The following is a 15,551-nucleotide window of genomic DNA, read 5'->3' as shown; positions in this document are numbered from 1 at the left end:
GGTCACCTGTTCGGGTCGGCCGGACGCAGGGCACCGATCTGGTCGCTGGTCAGAGTGGATATGTCATGGGACCGGACGGCCAGCCACAATCTGGCGGTCGCCTCGATCTCCTCGGCAGCCTCCGCCGCGTCGGCGAGCGTGCCGCCTCCGGCGAGCGTGCCGTGGTGGGCCAGCAGCAGGCAGTGGGACCGCGTGAGCAGCGGGCCGACCGCCTCGGCCATGGCCGGGTCACCGGGCCGGAAGTACGGCACGACCGGAAGGCAGCCGACCCGCATCACGTAATAGGGGGTGAGCGGGGGAATCGCGTCGGACGGATCGGTGTCCCGCAGCAGCGAGACCGCGACGGCGCAGGGGGAATGGAGGTGGACGACGGCGCGCAGTTCGGGGCGGGCGCGGTACACCGCCAGGTGCAGCATGAGTTCCTTGGTCGGCGGCGGGCCGGACAACCGGGCGCCCCGCTCGTCGACGTGCGCGAGGCCGTCCTCGGTCAGCGAGCCGAGTGCCGAGCCGGTCGGGGTGACCAGCACGCCGTCCGCCGTGCGCACGCTCAGGTTTCCGGTACGGCCGTGCGCGAGCCCGCGGTCGGACAGGAGCTTGGCGTACGCGACCAGGTCGCCCGCGGCTGTCGGCGTCATCGGGCCACGGCCTTGAGGAAGAAGTCCGGTCCGCCGAAGTTGCCGGACTTCAACGCGAGTGCCAGCTCGGTCGGGCCGAGCGAACGCATCCAGGGCACGCCCGGATCGATGGGGCCGCCCAGTTGGAGGGCCCGTACGCCGAGCCGTTGCAGCACCGCGCCGGAGGTCTCGCCTCCGGCGACGACCAGACGCCGTATCCCGCCGTCGACCGCTCCGGCGGCCAGTTCGGCGAGGAAGGTCTCGATGGCGGAGCCCAGGTCGGTCGAGCCGGCCCCGGTTCCGGCCCCGGCTTCGGCCCCGGCTTCTTCGGTCGGCTGGCGGGCGTCCGCCGCGCTGTGGACCAGCACCGCAGGCGAGTCCGACAGCAAGGTCAGCGCACGCGCGACGACTTCGGCCGCGTACCCCGCGTCGTCCCGTACCCGTGCGAGGTCGAGGGCGATGGCCGGGCCGCTCTCGCGGAAGGCGGCGATCTGGCCGCGAGTGGCGTCCGAGCAGCTGCCCGCGACGATGAAGGTGGGTCCCGCGATGGTGTCCGCGAAGTCGCCGGGGCCGGGCCCGACCGCTTCGGCCGGGACCGCGCTGTGCGAGGTCGCGCTGTCCTGAGCCGCCGCCCCGGCCGCCGCGTGCAGACCGTTCGCCCCGATCCAGAAGGCCGCGTCACCGATGGCGTCCGCGAGGACGTGCAGGTCGTCACGGCAGATCGCGTCCGCGACCGCGAAACGCACACCGGCCGCGCGCAGGTCCGCCAGCCGGGCGCGTACGGCCGGGGCGCCGGACCGTACGAGGGAGTGATCCACGAGACCGACCTCGGCGGTGGTCTGGGCGGTCAGCAGCCGTACGAGGTTGGAGTCGGTCATCGGATTGAGGGGGTGCCGGGCCAGCGAGGACTCCGCCAGCGGCAGGTCGTGGACGAACAGGTTCCCCTGGTAGACGGTCCTGCCGTTGGCCGGTGCGGCCGGGCAGACCAGCGTGATCCCGCTGTCCAGCGCGTCCGCGAGGGCGAGTCCGACGGGTCCGATGTTGCCGCGAGGCGTGGAGTCGAACGTCGAGCAGATCTTGAAGCCGATCCGGCGCGCCCCGAGGTCCCGCAGTCGGCGCAGTGCCGCCAGCGATTCGGCCACCGCTTCTTCCGGCGGCACACTGCGCGTTTTGAGCGAGACGACGACGGCGTCATGCGGAGGCAGTTCGAGGTCGGGGCCGGGCACGCCCACCAGCTGGACCGTCCGTCTGCCCGCCGCGCTGAGCGCCGCGGCCACGTCCGACCCGCCGGTGATGTCGTCCGCGATGATCCCGATCACTTCCGAGTCACCCACATTTCCCCCAAAGGTCAGGCAGTCTGACAGGTTGAAATGTAGCACGGCGACGCGGCGGGGAGCAGGCGCGTCACAGGTCGCGGCGGTGCGCGCGCCGACGCGTACCCGGACACGGGGTAACGGACACATTGGGCATGGGGCATGGGACGCATGCCGGAGGGCGGCGCGGCGGCGCGCACCAACGCGCGACTCAGCGCGGCGCGGCACGGCTCGGCGACAGACGGCGAGCCGGGTCCCGTGACGGCGTTCGGGCGACCTGTCAGACAGCTAGGACGTGGAGTGCGAGCCGGTCGTACGCCCCTTCGGGGCGTTCCGGGCCTCATGGCCGCGACGACGCCACTCTCGTGGCGCCGCGGTCACCTCAGTTCGACGACAGCGGCGTTTCCGGTCGTTGCAGCATGCTGACCGCGTCCTCGACGGCGCGCAGGTGGGCGACCATCGCCTCGGAGGCGCGGTCCGGGTCGCGGTCGCGGATCGCCCGGCAGATGGCGAAGTGCTCCTCCGTCGAGTGCCGCCAGCGCTCGGCGGACACGGAGAGCGCCAGGGACTGCTCCTCGAGGATCGACCGGATGTCCTTGATCAGCCGAGGGAAGAGGGGGTTGCCCGTCGCGGACGCGATCCCGATGTGCAGTTCGCTGTCCAGCCGGACCCTGATCTCCGGGTCCGCCTCCACCGCGTACGCCTCGCAGGCCTCCACGATGACCGCGAGTTCCTCCTCGGACCGGCGGGTCGCGGCCAGCTTGGCCGTCGGCACCTCCAGGTGGCGGCGCACCTCGTTGAGATCGGTCGAGGAGTACTGGCTCAACGTCAGTGAGCTGGAAGCCCGGTTGGAGACCACCATCGAACCCCGGCCGGTCTGGGACTCGATGTAGCCGAACGCCCGCAGGCTGCCCAGGGCTTCGCGCAGGGCGGGCCGGCTGACCCCGAACGCGCGCGACATCTCCGCCTCTGAGGGCAGCCAGTCCCCCACGGGAATCTCGCCGCGCTCGATGAGCTCGACGAGCTGATTGCGTACGACATCGACAGCGCTGTGCCGTGCCACCCGCTTCATCGCCACGAGCTTGCGCGACTGCCGCTCCCGGACCGGTATTGACAGACTGTCTGGCTGCTCTTCCACGGACCCTAGTCTGCGCCAGTCAGGGGGTCGAGCGCAATCACCAGCCCGCCGGATACCCCGCGGACACTCCCCCACCTCGGGTCACAAACCTTGCGGAACCTTGAACATATCCCGCATACTCAACCTGTAAGACAACCAGCCAGGTTCATTTGCCGTGTGCAACCCGAAGGAAAGTCGTATGCCCCAGTCCCGGACAGTCGTCGTCTTGTCGTTCCCCGGGTACCAGGAGGTCGAGTTCTGGTATCCGGTGTTCCGCGCGCGGGAGGCCGGCGCCGACCTGCACCTGGTCACGTCGGACCCGGAGGGTTGCGAGAGCCACCTCGGCTACCCCGTCGTTCCGACCTCGACCGTCGACCACCTGGCGGGGCTGACCATCGACGCCCTGGTGGTGCCGGGCGGCGTGGGCGCGGTACCGGTCGCCTCGGCCGGTCAGCGCGCCCTGATCGGCGACTTCTCCGTCCGGCACGGCCACCTGGTCTCCAGCGGAACCGGCACCGACCTCGTGCGTTCGCTGCTGGGCCCCGGCTTCACCAGCCCGAACTGGCTGACCGCGCCGGACGCCGACGGCATGCCCGAGCTGTACCGGGAGCTGTTCAGCCGCTGGTCCCAGAAGTGACGACGACCGCATTCGAGAGCAGGAGGCAGAAACGTTGAAGATTCTACGAACAGTCCTCGGTGACGTGCCCGCGGAGAACTCGGGCAAGATCCTCAGCCACGAGCACCTGCTCTACGGCTACCCCGGAGCGGAGCTGGACCACCGCACCGTGCTGGACTACAGCGCCGCGGTCGACTTCGTCGCGGGCCAGGTCCAGCGCGGGATGGACGGGTACGGCTACGGGACCATCGTCGACATGACCCCGCCCGAGGTCGGCCGCCACCCGCAGTTCATGGTCGACGTGGCCAAGCAGACGGGCATGAACGTCGTCGCCATCACGGGCTTCTTCCCCGAGCGGATGGGGGTGCCGTACTACTGGCGGCGCCAGACCGTCGAGGAGCTGACCGAGTTCTTCGTCAAGGACCTCACCGAGGGAATGGTCTTCGCCTGGCAGCAGACCCCCTACCGGGCCGGTGCCATCAAGATCGCGACCGGCCAGGAGAGCGTCACGCCGAAGCCGAGCCCGCTCGGCCCGAACGGCCGGCACATCCACGAGGTGGAGGACCGGGTGATCCGCGCCGCGGCCCGGGCGGCGACGCAGGTGGGCTGCGCCATCAACACCCACATCGATCCCATGGACTTCGAGGTGACCAACCCCGGCCGCGAGCAACTGGAGATCCTCGCGGAGGAGGGCATGGACCTGGCGAAGGTCATCATCGGCCACGCCTTCGTCCCCCCGCAGGTCGAGATGATGCGCGAGATCCTCGCCATGGGCGCCAACGTCCAGCTCGACCACGTCGGCATCCCCTGGCGCGTCGGCAGCGCCGAGGAACTGGACGAAGCCATGGCGAACGCCCTGGTGACGCTCATCGACGAGGGATACCTGGACAACGTGGTCATCTCGTTCGACCGCTGGTTCTTCAATCCGCGCGCCGGGGTGACCGAGTCCGACCCCCAGTTGCTCAACGAGAAGGTCGACCTCGGCTACATGTTCACCAGCTTCGTCCCGCGCCTGAAGTCCAAGGGCGTCACCGACGAGCAGCTCGACGCGCTCATGATCCACAACCCGCGGCGGATCTTCGCGATCGACGTCTGAGCCGCCCCGCAATCGATCCGTCGCCCAAGAGGGAAGCACATGAGAATTCAAGACGCCCGAGTCGTCGTCCTTGTCGAGAACCTCTACCAGGAACTCGAGTTGTGGTACCCGGTGCTCCGGCTCCGCGAGGCGGGTGCCCAGGTCGTCATCGCGGGACCGGCCACGGACGCGGTCTACGCGAGCAAGATCGGCTATCCGGCCCGAGCCGAGGTCAACGTCGCGGACCTGGTGGCCGAGGACATCGACGCGCTCGTCGTCCCCGGCGGGTTCTCGCCCGAATACCTGCGACGCGACAAGTCCATCGTCGCGCTCGTCCGTGAAGTGGACCGGCAGGGAAGGATCGTCGCGGCGATCTGCCACGCGGGATGGCTGCTCGCCTCCGCCGAAATCGTCTCGGGCCGCCGCGTCACCTCGGTCGCGCCGATCCGTGACGACCTGATCCACGCCGGGGCCGACTACGTCGTCGAGCCGATCGTGGTCGACGGGAATCTCATCACGTCACCGCTGCCGGACGACCTGCCGGTGTTCGTCTCCACGATCATCACGGCGCTCGAGGCCGCGGAGCAGCTCACCCCCGACCGGCCGCCCATCTCGGCCCCCCACTCGTCCGCGACCTATCAGCGGTCCGCCACCTTGAAGAACCGCGCCGCGGGCCCCGGCTCGGCGAACTACCGCGCCTACGCGGTGGGTTAGCACGCTCGCACATGTCCGGTGACCGGGCCGATCGGTCCGGCGCGGGGCCGGGCGAGGGCGTCGTCACGGCTCTGTGAGTGGTGCGGCGCCGAAGCTGCCGGGGGCTGTCTCGCGGCCGGGAATGCGGGGCGCGACAGGGTGCCGGGGTGAGACAGTGTCCGTATGTCCTCACGCTGGCCGACAGGGTCACACAACTCGCTGCTGTCCATCGGGTGCACGGATTCGGTGCTGTCCATCGCCTCGGCCGGGTCGGTCCTGTCGATCGGTTCGGTGGCGTCGGTCCTGTCCATCGGGTCGCTCGGATCGGTGATGTCCGCGACGTCCATCGGCTCGTTCCAGTCGGCTGGCTCGCTGCTGTCGGGCCAGTCGAATCGCTCCGCGCTGAGCTGGCAGTCCAACGGCGCCGTGCTGGCCTACCGTAAGGCCAGCCGGCCGGGACGGTTCCTGCCGCACGCGGCCCTCGCCGTGACCGCCGCCGCCCTGGCGGGAGCGGCCTGGTACACACTCCGTCGGCCCTCCGACGCGTAGCCACGGCGGACGCGGTGACCGGGGCGGGGCGCGTGTGGAGGTGATCTCGGCGCGACGGCTGGCGGAGTTGTCGGCCAGGCGGGACGAGGCGCGGGCTGCCTGGCGGGAGCTGGGCGAACTCGTCAGCAGCCCCGTCCCGGAGCGACCGGCTTCACCGCTCCCGGTCAGCTCGGCGTCGGCGGAGCTGCGGGCTCTGGAGCGGGCACCGGGTGACCTGCGACGCGCGCAGGCGCTCAGCGTCGCACTCGCGGAGCGCGCCGCCGTCGATCCGGACTTCCGCGCGGGCCTGGACGATTGGCGGCGCGGAAGCCGGGACGAGCCCAATGACCCCGCCTCCGCAGCCGGTTCGGCGAGCGACGTCGCCAACCACGTGCACGGCGGTACGTTCTTCAGCGCCGTGTTCCAGGGCCGGGACATCACCGTGCAGGTGCCGCGCGAGACTCCCCTGGCCGGGTCAGGACTGCCGGTCCGCGCCTCGAACTTCACCGGCCGGGACAAGCAACTCGCCGAGCTGCTGGACCTGTTGCGGCCACGGACCGAGCGGCACGACGGACCCGTCGCCGCCGTGGTGACCGGGCTGGCGGGCGTCGGCAAGACGGAGCTCGTCCTCCAGGCCGCCGCGCGGGCGACCGCAGAACCCGGCTGGTTCCCCGGCGGTGTCCTCTTCGCCGATCTCCTCGGCTACGACCGGGACCTGCGTCTGCTCCCCGAACGGGTCCTCGGCCCATGGCTGAGCGCTCTCGGCATCGCCGACGCGGACATTCCCGCCGATCCGCGGGCCCGCGTCGCGCTGTACCGGTCGGTGCTGGCCGCCTGCGCGGAACACGGCCGCCGGGTCCTGGTCGTCATCGACAACGCCTCGAGCGCCGACGAGGTGCTCCCGTTGCTTCCCGGCGACGGCCGCAACGCGGCCCTGGTCACCTCACGCCACACCCTCGACGTCGGCGCCCGCCTGTGCGAACTCGACGTTCTCGCCGCCGACGCCTCGGTGGACCTGATCCGCAATGTCCTGCGGCAGGCCCGCGGCCCGCACGACACCCGCGTCGCCGACGAACCCGACGACGCCCTGCGCATCGCCGAATACTGCGGGCGATTACCTCTCGCCCTGCGGATCTGCTCGGCGCTCCTCGCCGACACCCCCGGCCGCCCGCTCGCGTCCCTCGCCCAGGCACTGGCCGACGCCCAGCGCCGCCTGGACCACCTCACCCGCGAGGACCGGGCGGTACGGGCCGCGTTCGACCTCTCCCACCAGCACCTCGAACAGGTCTCCCCCGCGTGCGCCAGGCTCTTCCGGCTGCTCCCCCTCAACAGCGGCCCCGACATCGGCACCAGCGCGGCGGCCCACCTGTGCGGCGCCGACGAGACGACCTCGGAGGTCATGCTGCGCGACCTCGCCCGCGCCCACCTCATCGAACCCGCGCGCACCTGGGGCCGCTGGCGCATGCACGGTCTCGTACGCCTCTACGCGGACGAACGCGGCGCGGCGCGCGCCGACGCGGATCAGGCGCAGGCGGCGCTGGCCCGGCTGATGGACTACTACGTACGGACCGCGGTCGCGGCCGACGCGCACCTCAAGGGCCCCGTACCGTCGCCCACGCCCCTGGTCCGGGATCGCGCGCAGGCACTGTCCTGGCTGGAGGACGAATTCGCCAACCTGATCTGTACCGCCGCCTTCGCCACGGGACTCGGCCACCCCGCCGTGCCCGTCGCCCTCTCGTACTGCCTCGCCGAATTCTGCTCCCTGCGCCTCCACTTCGAGGAGATGACCCTTCTGGCGGCCGTCGCCCTGCCGGTCTGCCGATGGACCGGTGACCGGGCGGCGGAGGGCTGGGCACAGCATCTTCTGGGGCTGTCCGTGCTGCTGCCGGGGCGGGAGCAGGAGGCCGTCGAACCGTTCCGGACGGCCGCCTCGCTCTTCCGGGAGGCCGGTGCCGATGACAACGAGGCGTCGGCGCTGACGTATCTGGCGCTCGCCCTGGCCCATACGGGGCGCGCGGCGGAAGCGGAGGAGGCGAACCAGCGGGCGCTGGCCATCCACCGGAGGACCGGCGACCGCGCCGCCGAGGGCAGAGCCGTCGTCGTTGACAGCGCGTGTCTGACCCGGACGGGACAGGACGACGAGGCCGTCGCGGCCCTCCGCAAGGGCCTGCTCATCTGCCGGGAGAGCGGCGACCGCTTCGGGGAGGGGAGGCTGCTGGGCTTCCTCGGTCTCGTCCACGGCCGGAACGGACGGGAGGAGCAGGGCATCGAGGCCCTGGAGCAGGCGGTCTCGATCTTCCGCGACATCGGCGACCGCCGCGTCGAAGGCGAGATCCAGGGGGACATCGGCGAGGCCCTGGTGCGCGTGGGCCGGTTCGCGCAGGCCCTACGGGCGCTGGAGGAAGCCGCCGCCTGCGCCGAGGAGAGCGGCAGCGCCTCGAACGAACGCCGACGGCTCGCCGCGCACGGCGCGGCCCTCCACTGGCTCGGCCGGTACGACGAAGCCGAGAAGACCCTCCGCCGGGCGCTCGCCGTACGGCGCAAAGAGGACGACGAACCGAATCAGGCCGTCCTCCTGGACAGCCTCGGCGCGACACTGCTCGCGGCGCGGCGCTACGAAGAGGCGGCCGACCACCTCCGGCAGGCCATCGCGCTCAGCCGGAAAGCCGGTGCGCGCGCGGGCGAAGCGGAATCGCAGAACCGCCTGGGCCTGGCCCTGTCCAAGACCGGTCAGGAGGCGGACGCCACAGCGGCCTTTCGCCGGGCGCTCGCCGTCTTCCGTGAACACGGCGACAGCGAGCGCGAGGCGATCGTCCTGACCAACCTCGGCTCACACCTCCTGGCCTCCGGACACCCCGCGGAAGCCGACCTCGCGCTGCGACAGGCGATGACCCTCTGCCAGAAGCTCGGCGACATCCCCGTGAAGTCCGTGGCCGCGACGCTTCTGCTCGCGAGTCGCCTCAGCGGGTCGTCCGGGGCGTAGCGGGGAATCGGCGCGCGGCTGCCGCTCGTCGCCGGGAGCCGGCGCCGATTCCATGCCCTACGGGCGTCCCGCCCGGGCGATGACGGGCGCTTCCGGCTGGCGGGCGTCGTCACCGTCCGCCGGATCGACGGGCTCGGGTGCTATCAGGTCGAGGAGTTCCTCGGTGCCGCCGTGCGCGAGGGCGGCGCGCTGGCGTGCGGCGCCGGTGCCCTTGTCGAGGAGTCGTCGCACGCCGGAGGTCACCCGGTCGAGGTCGTCGAGTTCCTTCAGGGCTGGGGTGACGCAGTCCAGGAGGGCGCCGAGCACGTCGGCGGCCTGGGACGGCTCATTGGTGCGGGGGTCGACCAGGTTGGCGGTCAGGCCGTGGCGGGCGGAGTGCCAGCCCGCGGCCTGGAGGACGCTGGCCGGCGGGTCGAGGGGACGGCCGCCGACGCTGCCCTCGCGCAGTGCGGTGACCACCAGGCCGCGGGCGAGCCCGGCGAGGGTGATCGCGCTGTCGACGTCGAGCTGGACGTCGGGGGCGCGGACCTCCAGCGTCGGGTACTCGTCGGAGAGCCGGGCGTGCCAGTAGAGCTGGTGCCGGTCGGCGATCACCCCGGTGCCCAGCAGGGCGTCGACCCGCTCCTCGTAATGGGAGGCGCCGGAGAAGAACGGCGGCGATCCGCTGACCGGCCAGCGGCCGAAGATCACGGTGCGCCAGCTGGCGAAGCCGGTGTCCCGCCCGTCCCAGAACGGGGAGTTGGCCCCCAGCGCGACCAGAAGCGGCAGCCAGGGACGGATCCGGCCCAGCGCGGCGGCCCCGGCGTGGCGGTCGGGCACGGCGACATGGATGTGCATACCGCAGATCAACTGCTCGTCGACCAGTCGTGCCGCGTCCACCCGCATGTCCCGGTACCGCTGCTCACCGGTCACCGGCACCGACGCCTCGGCCATGAGGGGTGCGCCGCCCGTCGCCGCCAGGCGGCAGTCCACGCTGCGCGCCGCGGCGCTCAGCGACTTCCGGAACCGCGTGAGATGCGCGGCGACCTCGTCCAGGTCGGAGCAGACCGGGGTCGCGACCTCCACCTGGGACTGCAGGAGCTCGGTGTCGACCTCCTCGCTCCCCAGGTCGGGCTCGCGCTCCGCCGCGATCCGGAGCTGGCCGACGCGTGGCGCCGGCAGTGCGGTCCTGCGGTCGAGCAGCAGGAATTCCTCTTCGACCCCAATGGTCACGCCTGTCGTCATAGCCGTCTGCTACCCCAGAACGGCCTCGTCACGGAGCAGACCTGGCATCGATCGGCGTCTCGGGCCGCGCTCCCCTGCGAGCCCTCTCCCCCTCGCGGCGAAACGGGTTCAGCCGAGACCGCGATGGGCGGCCCACAGCGCCCCGGCCCGGCCGGCGGCGGCGTCGACCAGGGCGGCGAGTTCGGGTCTGTCGGGGACGGGGAAGGAGACGTAGGCGCCCCTGCCGCCGCCGACCGGCCGGCCGTAGGCCTTGGCGGCGAGTCGACCGTCCGGGAGCAGCCGGACGTTGAGTGTGGTCAGCGTGAACTCCTCGCCGCGTCGGGTGTCCGTCCAGCGGTGCTCCCGTGGGATCGTCACGTTGATCGCCAGAGCGCTCACTTCCAGGTCGCTGCTCATGGACCGATGATCCCACGCGGGTCGCGCGCCCCCGGGTCGTGAGGCCCGTACGTCGGCCGCGGTCCGGTCCGCGCCCCCGTCATCCCTGTGGCGCCTGCGCCAGCCGCCCTCGCGCGGCGGCCTGGATCTGGGAGGGCCCGAGCCCCCATTCGATGGTGCGGCCCACGGCCGTCGCGAGGGGCCGGTCCCAGCCGGTGCGGACGGCGGCCGGGCGGTGAACGCCCAATTCGGTACGGGCCCAGCCGGGGAGGAGTCCGACCGAGGCGTTCATGAGCCGGCCGACGACCAGCCGCTCCCGTCGTGTGCGTCCGAAGCGGCGCAGGAACCGTACAGAGTCCAACGCGGCTGCGGTGGCGTGGAGTTGGGGGCGCATGCGGGCCAGGTAGCGCTCGGCTTCGAGGGATGTGCGCGGTATGTTCCGCGCGCCCAACGCCTCGGCCACGGGGGCGGCTTGGCGGTAGTAGGCGTCGCACTCGGCGGGAGTCAGCCGCAGTGGCCGGGGCGCGTAGGTCTGGTGGCCGGCGAGGAAGCTGCGTACCTCGGCGGTGTGCACCCAGGTGAGCAGATCGGGGTCGTCCGCGCGGTACGGGCGGCCGTCGGGGGCGGTGCCGTGCACGCGGGTGTGGATCCGCCGGACGAGGTCGATCACCTCGCGGGCGGCGGCCGAGGAGCCGAAGGTGGTCGTGGTGATGAACCGTACGGTGCCGTTCAGCCGTCCGACCGGATCGGCGCGGAAGTCGGAGTGGTCGTCGACCCCCGCCATGGCCAGCGGATGCAGCGACTGGAGCATGAGCGCGGCGAATCCGCCGGTGAGCATCCCGGTGGCGTGCCCGTGCACCCGCCACACCGGGTCCCCCGGCGCGATCCCGAACAGTCCGGGATCACCGGGCGGCGCCGCGTACCGTCCCAGTTCGAGGTCCCCGCCGTGCATGGTCGCGGTGAGTTCCCTCGCGATCCGTTCCCGCAGTCCCACCAGCGCCTCCAGGGGCCGTCTCCCTCCGCCGAGGGTACCGAGCCGCCCGGCGGGCGCGGCGGCCAGGACGAGCGGCCCGCACCGAGGGCGCCGAGCCACAGGAGCGGCATGCCGCGGTTGACGCATGCCGATATGGGCATACGATGGAGTCATGGCACGAGCGGCGACGACCTCGGACGCGTTCAACGCGATCGCCGAGCCGCAGCGGCGGGAGATCCTGGCGCTGCTGCGGGGCGGCGAGCGGCCCGTGACCGAGCTGGCGCGGGAGCTGGGGATGACCCAGCCGCAGGCGTCCAAGCACCTGCGGGTGCTCCGCGAGGTCGGGCTGGTGCGGGTCCGCGGCGCGGGCAAGCAGCGGCTCTACGGACTGGACGCCCGCGGGCTGCGGCCGATCCATGAGTGGACGGGCGGCTTCGAGGAGTTCTGGAACGGGACCTTCGACCGGCTGGACACGTACGTACGAGATCTGAAACAGGCAAGACAGGAGGAACCACCGGATGACGACGACCAATAGCGGCGGCGAGGCGGCGGCGGACCGCGAGATCGTGGTCTCCCGGACCATCGGCGCCCCACGGGAGCTGGTGTTCGAGGCGTTCACACGGGTCCGGCACCTTTCGCGGTGGTGGGGCCCCGAAGGGTTCACGACGACGACGCGGTCCTTCGACTTCCGCGTCGGCGGGGTCTGGGACTTCGTGATGCACGGGCCGGACGGGACCGACTACCAGGAGTGGATCACCTATACCGAGATCGTCCCGTCGCGGCGGATCGCGCTGCTGCACGGCGAGTCCCGCGACGACCCCCACACCTTCGAGTCGGTCCTGACCTTCGAAACGGCGGAGGAGGAGACCCGGCTCGTGATGCGCACGGTGTTCCCGACCAGGGAGCTGCGCGACGAGGCGGCGGAGAAGTACCACGCGGTCGAGGGCGGCGAGCAGACGCTGCGCAATCTGGCGGTCTACGTCGCCGAACTCACCGGGAACGGGACCGCGTCGAAGGGAGCGGACGACTGATGGCAGGCAAGGTGTTCTTCAGTGTGACGATGTCGCTCGACGGCTTCATGGCGCCGGACGCCGTGCCCGTCGAGGACGTCTTCTCGCCCGAAGGCCAGAGCGACCCCGGGGTCCGGCGCTGGATGGCGAAGTGGTCGGAGCTCCAGGCGTGGATCTTCCCGCAGCGGTGGTTCCGCGAGAACCTCAAGCTCGGCGAGGGCGGCGAGGAGGGGATCGACAACGACATCGCCCGGGCGACGTACGAGCGCACCGGCGTGAGCGTCATGGGCAAGCGGATGTTCGACGCCGGAGAGCTGGCGTGGCCCCAGGAGGCGCCGTTCCACACCCCGGTGTTCGTCGTGACCCACGTCGAGCGTGACCCGTGGGAGCGGCCGGGCGGCACGACCTTCCACTTCGTCAACGACGGCATCTCCAGCGCGCTCGACCGGGCCCGCGAGGCCGCGGGCGACCGCGACATCCGTATCTCCGGCGGCGCCGAGACGATCCAGCAGTACCTGGACGCCGGCCTGGTCGACGAGTTCTCGATCACCCTCGCGCCCGTGCTGTTCGGCACCGGCATCCGCCTGTTCGAGCGCGTGGACCCCGACCGTCTCGCCCTCGACCAGACCCGCACGGACGCGTCGTCCCGGGTGACCCACCTGACCTACACCGTCAAGCGGCGGTAGCGGGCGGCCCGGCCGCTCGGGGGCGGTGCGAAGACGTCACCGGGCGGAGAGACTTCACTGACACAGGATGTCAGCGAAGCGCCGGACAGTGGTGCCATGATCCTCAGTCGGCACTCCCGGCGGGCCGAGCGGCTGCTCGTACCCGCTGCCTTCGCCACCGCTCTCGGCAACAACGTCCAGCTCATCGTCGGTGCGCTGCTCATGATCAGGGAACAGCGCACCATGATGGCCGTCGGCTGGCTCTTCATCGCCGTCGCCGGGCCGCAGGCGTTGCTGTCACCCTTCTTCGGGCGGCTGGCGGACCGCTTCGACCGGCGGGCCCTGTGGATCGGCTGCGATCTCTCCAGCGCGGCGCTGGCCCTGGCCCTGCCGCTCTGGCTGGTCTGCGGCGGCTCTCCGGGAGCCGGGATCTACGGCGCCAACCTGGCGCTCGCCGTGGTCGGCGCGCTGTTCTTCCCCGCCAGCTCCGCGCTGATCAAGGAACGGGTCCCGGCGGACCGGCTGCGGCGGTTCAACGCCCGCTACGAGATGGGGACCCAGGCGGGGATGCTGCTGTCGGCGACGGTCGGCGGGCTGTCCGTCCAGGCGTTCGGCGCCGTGCCGCTGCTGGTGTTCAACGCCGGGACCTTCGCCGTCTCGGCGCTGTGCGTGGCCGCGGTGGGGCGTCGCCCGGAACGGGCGCCGACGGCCACCGCCGCCGGGGAGTCGGCGCCGGTGGCGGCGCGTACGCCGACGCGGACACCGATGCGGATGCGGCACTTCATCCTGCTCTACGCCCAGGGAAGCGTGGTCGTCACGGTCTTCAACGCCCTGCTGCCCACCGCGGTCATCGGTGAACTCCACCTGGGGGCGGGGACGTTCGGCGCGGTGGACGCTTTGGGCTGCCTCGGCTTCCTGGCGGCGGCCGGCGCGTACCGGATCGTCAGCAGACGCAGTCCCGACCTCCGCATCGCCGTCGTGGGCTTCCTGCTCTGCGCCGTGGGCCTGGTACTCCAGAGCCAGTTCGGGATCGCCGGCTATCTCGTCGGAGTGCCGGTGGGCGCGTTCTTCTTCGGGCAGGCCCGGATCGCCTCGCGGACCATGCTGATGACCTCGGCCGACGACGCCTCGGTGGGCCGGGTCTTCGGGCTGGCGAACGGCGGCGGGCTGGCGGCCACGGTCGCGGTGATGTTCCTGGTCGGGAAGGTCACCGACAGCACCGACACGCGCTACGGCTTCGGGGTCCTCGCCGCTCCCGCCCTGCTGGCGACCCTGTCCGCCGGAGTGCTGCTGCGCTCGTCGGCCCCCGCCCGGCCGGGCGAGTCCGCCGGCCGGTACCGGTCGAGCACGGCCGCCGCCCGCTCCGCGATCGCGCGGCGCAGCTCCTCGGGGCCGAGCACCTCGATGTCCGGGCCCAGCGACAGCAGTACGGGCACCGCCAGCTCGACCGATTCCAGCGGCACCGTCGCCGTCACCCAGCCGTCCGCGTCCGGCGGCCCCGCCGAGGTCTCCACCGCGCGGACCAGAGCCGCGTCCAGGCGGTCCGGCAGCGCGGACAGCAGCGCGGGAGCGATCCGTACGGAGCCCTGAAGCCGCAGCCTTCGGGCGTCGTAGACGGCGAGGTACTGCTGCCAGTGAGCGGCCAGGTCGAACCCGTCCGGCCGCTCGAAGCCGGTCGTCCCGACGTCCAGGCGGAGGATCGAGGACACCCGGTACGTGCGCACCGCGCCGTCCGCCGCGGCGACGAGGTACCAGACCCCCGCCTTGAGGACCAGGCCGTACGGGTCGAGGTCGCGCTCGACCTCTTGCGGCGCGGCCCAGCGGCGGTAGCGCACCCGGATCCGCCGCTGATTCCACACCGCGTCGGCGAGCGGTACGAGAGCGGACGGGGAGTCCTGTTCCCGGTACCAGCCGAGCGCGTCGAGGTGGAACCGCTCACGGATCCGCCCGGCCCGGTCCCGCAGCGGTGGCGGCAGGGCCGCGGTCAGCTTCAGCTCCGCCGCCGCCAGCACCTCCCCCAGGCCCAAGTCGTCGGCCGCGCCCGGCAGTCCGGCCAGGAACAGCGACTCCGCCTCGTCGACATGCAGCCCGGTCAGCCGGGTCCGGTACCCGCCGAGCAGCTGGTATCCCCCGCCGTGCCCCGCGTCCCCGTACACCGGAATGCCCGCGGCGCTCAGCGAGTCGATGTCCCGGTAGACGGTCCGCACCGAGACGTCCAGCTCCTGCGCCAGCTCACCGGCCGTCAGCCTCCCCCGGTTCTGCAACAGGAGGATGAGCGAGAGGAGCCGGGCGGCGCGCATGGCCCGATCATTCCAGGTCCGGGAGCGGGTGCGCCGGTTCGACGGGGACCGCCCGGGCGGTCGGG

The 15,551-nt window shown here is 72.1% G+C and carries 15 protein-coding genes and 1 pseudogene; 9 read left to right on the top strand and 7 right to left on the bottom strand.

The features are described from left to right. Positions 1 to 2 precede the first annotated feature (2 nt). From ACIO6U_RS17860 to ACIO6U_RS17850, 3 genes are all read right to left on the bottom strand, one after another. Complete coding sequence (locus ACIO6U_RS17860; protein WP_401720022.1) at positions 3 to 635, bottom strand: class II aldolase/adducin family protein; 633 nt, start codon at positions 633 to 635, stop codon at positions 3 to 5. Next, positions 632 to 1,948, bottom strand: coding sequence for a 3-oxo-tetronate kinase (gene otnK, locus ACIO6U_RS17855; RefSeq protein ID WP_401720019.1), 1,317 nt, complete (start codon positions 1,946 to 1,948; stop codon positions 632 to 634). The genes ACIO6U_RS17860 and otnK overlap by 4 nt, the downstream gene beginning before the upstream one ends. A gap of 361 nt (positions 1,949 to 2,309) precedes the next feature. Then, on the bottom strand, positions 2,310 to 3,065 hold the full coding sequence (locus ACIO6U_RS17850; RefSeq protein WP_391048182.1) for an FCD domain-containing protein: 756 nt from the start codon (positions 3,063 to 3,065) through the stop codon (positions 2,310 to 2,312). A gap of 178 nt (positions 3,066 to 3,243) precedes the next feature. On the opposite strand from ACIO6U_RS17850, the gene ACIO6U_RS17845 reads away from it, so the two are divergent. The 5 genes from ACIO6U_RS17845 (at position 3,244) to ACIO6U_RS17825 (ending at position 8,939) form a co-directional block, all read left to right on the top strand. After that, the gene (locus ACIO6U_RS17845) at positions 3,244 to 3,681 is read left to right on the top strand and encodes a DJ-1/PfpI family protein (protein ID WP_401720015.1); all 438 of its coding nucleotides are present in this window, start codon (positions 3,244 to 3,246) and stop codon (positions 3,679 to 3,681) included. Between the two features lie 34 nt (positions 3,682 to 3,715). After that, positions 3,716 to 4,756, top strand: a complete 1,041-nt coding sequence (locus ACIO6U_RS17840; RefSeq protein WP_355335400.1) for a hypothetical protein — start codon at positions 3,716 to 3,718, stop codon at positions 4,754 to 4,756. A 39-nt stretch (positions 4,757 to 4,795) separates the two neighbouring features. Continuing rightward, on the top strand, positions 4,796 to 5,449 hold the full coding sequence (locus ACIO6U_RS17835) for a type 1 glutamine amidotransferase domain-containing protein (RefSeq protein ID WP_401720012.1): 654 nt from the start codon (positions 4,796 to 4,798) through the stop codon (positions 5,447 to 5,449). Between the two features lie 162 nt (positions 5,450 to 5,611). Then, complete coding sequence (locus tag ACIO6U_RS17830; RefSeq protein ID WP_355335405.1) at positions 5,612 to 5,977, top strand: hypothetical protein; 366 nt, start codon at positions 5,612 to 5,614, stop codon at positions 5,975 to 5,977. A 34-nt stretch (positions 5,978 to 6,011) separates the two neighbouring features. Beyond that, positions 6,012 to 8,939, top strand: a complete 2,928-nt coding sequence (locus tag ACIO6U_RS17825; protein ID WP_401720009.1) for a tetratricopeptide repeat protein — start codon at positions 6,012 to 6,014, stop codon at positions 8,937 to 8,939. Positions 8,940 to 8,996: 57 nt separating this feature from the next. Here ACIO6U_RS17825 and ACIO6U_RS17820 read toward each other — a convergent pair whose 3' ends face one another. The 3 genes from ACIO6U_RS17820 to ACIO6U_RS17810 form a co-directional block, all read right to left on the bottom strand. Next, positions 8,997 to 10,151, bottom strand: a complete 1,155-nt coding sequence (locus tag ACIO6U_RS17820) for a glutamate--cysteine ligase (RefSeq protein ID WP_401720006.1) — start codon at positions 10,149 to 10,151, stop codon at positions 8,997 to 8,999. 120 nt (positions 10,152 to 10,271) lie between these two features. Then, a complete protein-coding gene (locus tag ACIO6U_RS17815) occupies positions 10,272 to 10,559 on the bottom strand; it encodes a hypothetical protein (RefSeq protein ID WP_401720003.1) in 288 nt (95 codons plus the stop codon). Between the two features lie 79 nt (positions 10,560 to 10,638). Continuing rightward, the gene (locus ACIO6U_RS17810) at positions 10,639 to 11,532 is read right to left on the bottom strand and encodes an oxygenase MpaB family protein (RefSeq protein WP_401307900.1); all 894 of its coding nucleotides are present in this window, start codon (positions 11,530 to 11,532) and stop codon (positions 10,639 to 10,641) included. A gap of 151 nt (positions 11,533 to 11,683) precedes the next feature. On the opposite strand from ACIO6U_RS17810, the gene ACIO6U_RS17805 reads away from it, so the two are divergent. The 4 genes and pseudogenes from ACIO6U_RS17805 to ACIO6U_RS17790 all read left to right on the top strand — a co-directional run. Continuing rightward, positions 11,684 to 12,046, top strand: a complete 363-nt coding sequence (locus ACIO6U_RS17805) for a metalloregulator ArsR/SmtB family transcription factor (protein WP_355335418.1) — start codon at positions 11,684 to 11,686, stop codon at positions 12,044 to 12,046. Then, complete coding sequence (locus tag ACIO6U_RS17800) at positions 12,030 to 12,542, top strand: SRPBCC family protein (protein ID WP_401719999.1); 513 nt, start codon at positions 12,030 to 12,032, stop codon at positions 12,540 to 12,542. Before ACIO6U_RS17805 ends, ACIO6U_RS17800 begins: the two co-directional genes overlap by 17 nt. Further along, the gene (locus tag ACIO6U_RS17795) at positions 12,542 to 13,207 is read left to right on the top strand and encodes a dihydrofolate reductase family protein (RefSeq protein ID WP_391048199.1); all 666 of its coding nucleotides are present in this window, start codon (positions 12,542 to 12,544) and stop codon (positions 13,205 to 13,207) included. The genes ACIO6U_RS17800 and ACIO6U_RS17795 overlap by 1 nt, the downstream gene beginning before the upstream one ends. A 96-nt stretch (positions 13,208 to 13,303) precedes the next feature. Beyond that, positions 13,304 to 14,293, top strand: a pseudogene (locus ACIO6U_RS17790) (MFS transporter); the annotation flags it as partial. A 122-nt stretch (positions 14,294 to 14,415) separates the two neighbouring features. On the opposite strand, the gene ACIO6U_RS17785 reads toward ACIO6U_RS17790, so the two are convergent. Further along, positions 14,416 to 15,486 (bottom strand): helix-turn-helix transcriptional regulator, encoded by a 1,071-nt coding sequence (locus ACIO6U_RS17785; protein ID WP_401719994.1) that lies wholly within the window; start codon positions 15,484 to 15,486, stop codon positions 14,416 to 14,418. Between the last annotated feature and the right edge of the window lie 65 nt (positions 15,487 to 15,551).

It is taken from the genome of Streptomyces sp. NPDC087422 (assembly GCF_044744145.1).
Lineage (GTDB): Bacteria > Actinomycetota > Actinomycetes > Streptomycetales > Streptomycetaceae > Actinacidiphila.
The sequence above is the reverse complement of the archived record's forward strand: the minus strand, read 5'-3'. Positions and strand labels throughout refer to the sequence as shown.

What these genes read in the sequence shown, in the direction of transcription:
- ACIO6U_RS17860 (WP_401720022.1), bottom strand. Translation starts at nt 635, where the DNA reads ATGACGCCGACAGCCGCGGGCGACCTGGTCGCGTACGCCAAGCTCCTG.
- ACIO6U_RS17845 (WP_401720015.1), top strand. Translation starts at nt 3,244, where the DNA reads ATGCCCCAGTCCCGGACAGTCGTCGTCTTGTCGTTCCCCGGGTACCAG.
- ACIO6U_RS17835 (WP_401720012.1), top strand. Translation starts at nt 4,796, where the DNA reads ATGAGAATTCAAGACGCCCGAGTCGTCGTCCTTGTCGAGAACCTCTAC.
- ACIO6U_RS17830 (WP_355335405.1), top strand. Translation starts at nt 5,612, where the DNA reads ATGTCCTCACGCTGGCCGACAGGGTCACACAACTCGCTGCTGTCCATC.
- ACIO6U_RS17815 (WP_401720003.1), bottom strand. Translation starts at nt 10,559, where the DNA reads ATGAGCAGCGACCTGGAAGTGAGCGCTCTGGCGATCAACGTGACGATC.
- ACIO6U_RS17805 (WP_355335418.1), top strand. Translation starts at nt 11,684, where the DNA reads ATGGCACGAGCGGCGACGACCTCGGACGCGTTCAACGCGATCGCCGAG.
- ACIO6U_RS17800 (WP_401719999.1), top strand. Translation starts at nt 12,030, where the DNA reads ATGACGACGACCAATAGCGGCGGCGAGGCGGCGGCGGACCGCGAGATC.
- ACIO6U_RS17795 (WP_391048199.1), top strand. Translation starts at nt 12,542, where the DNA reads ATGGCAGGCAAGGTGTTCTTCAGTGTGACGATGTCGCTCGACGGCTTC.
- ACIO6U_RS17785 (WP_401719994.1), bottom strand. Translation starts at nt 15,486, where the DNA reads ATGCGCGCCGCCCGGCTCCTCTCGCTCATCCTCCTGTTGCAGAACCGG.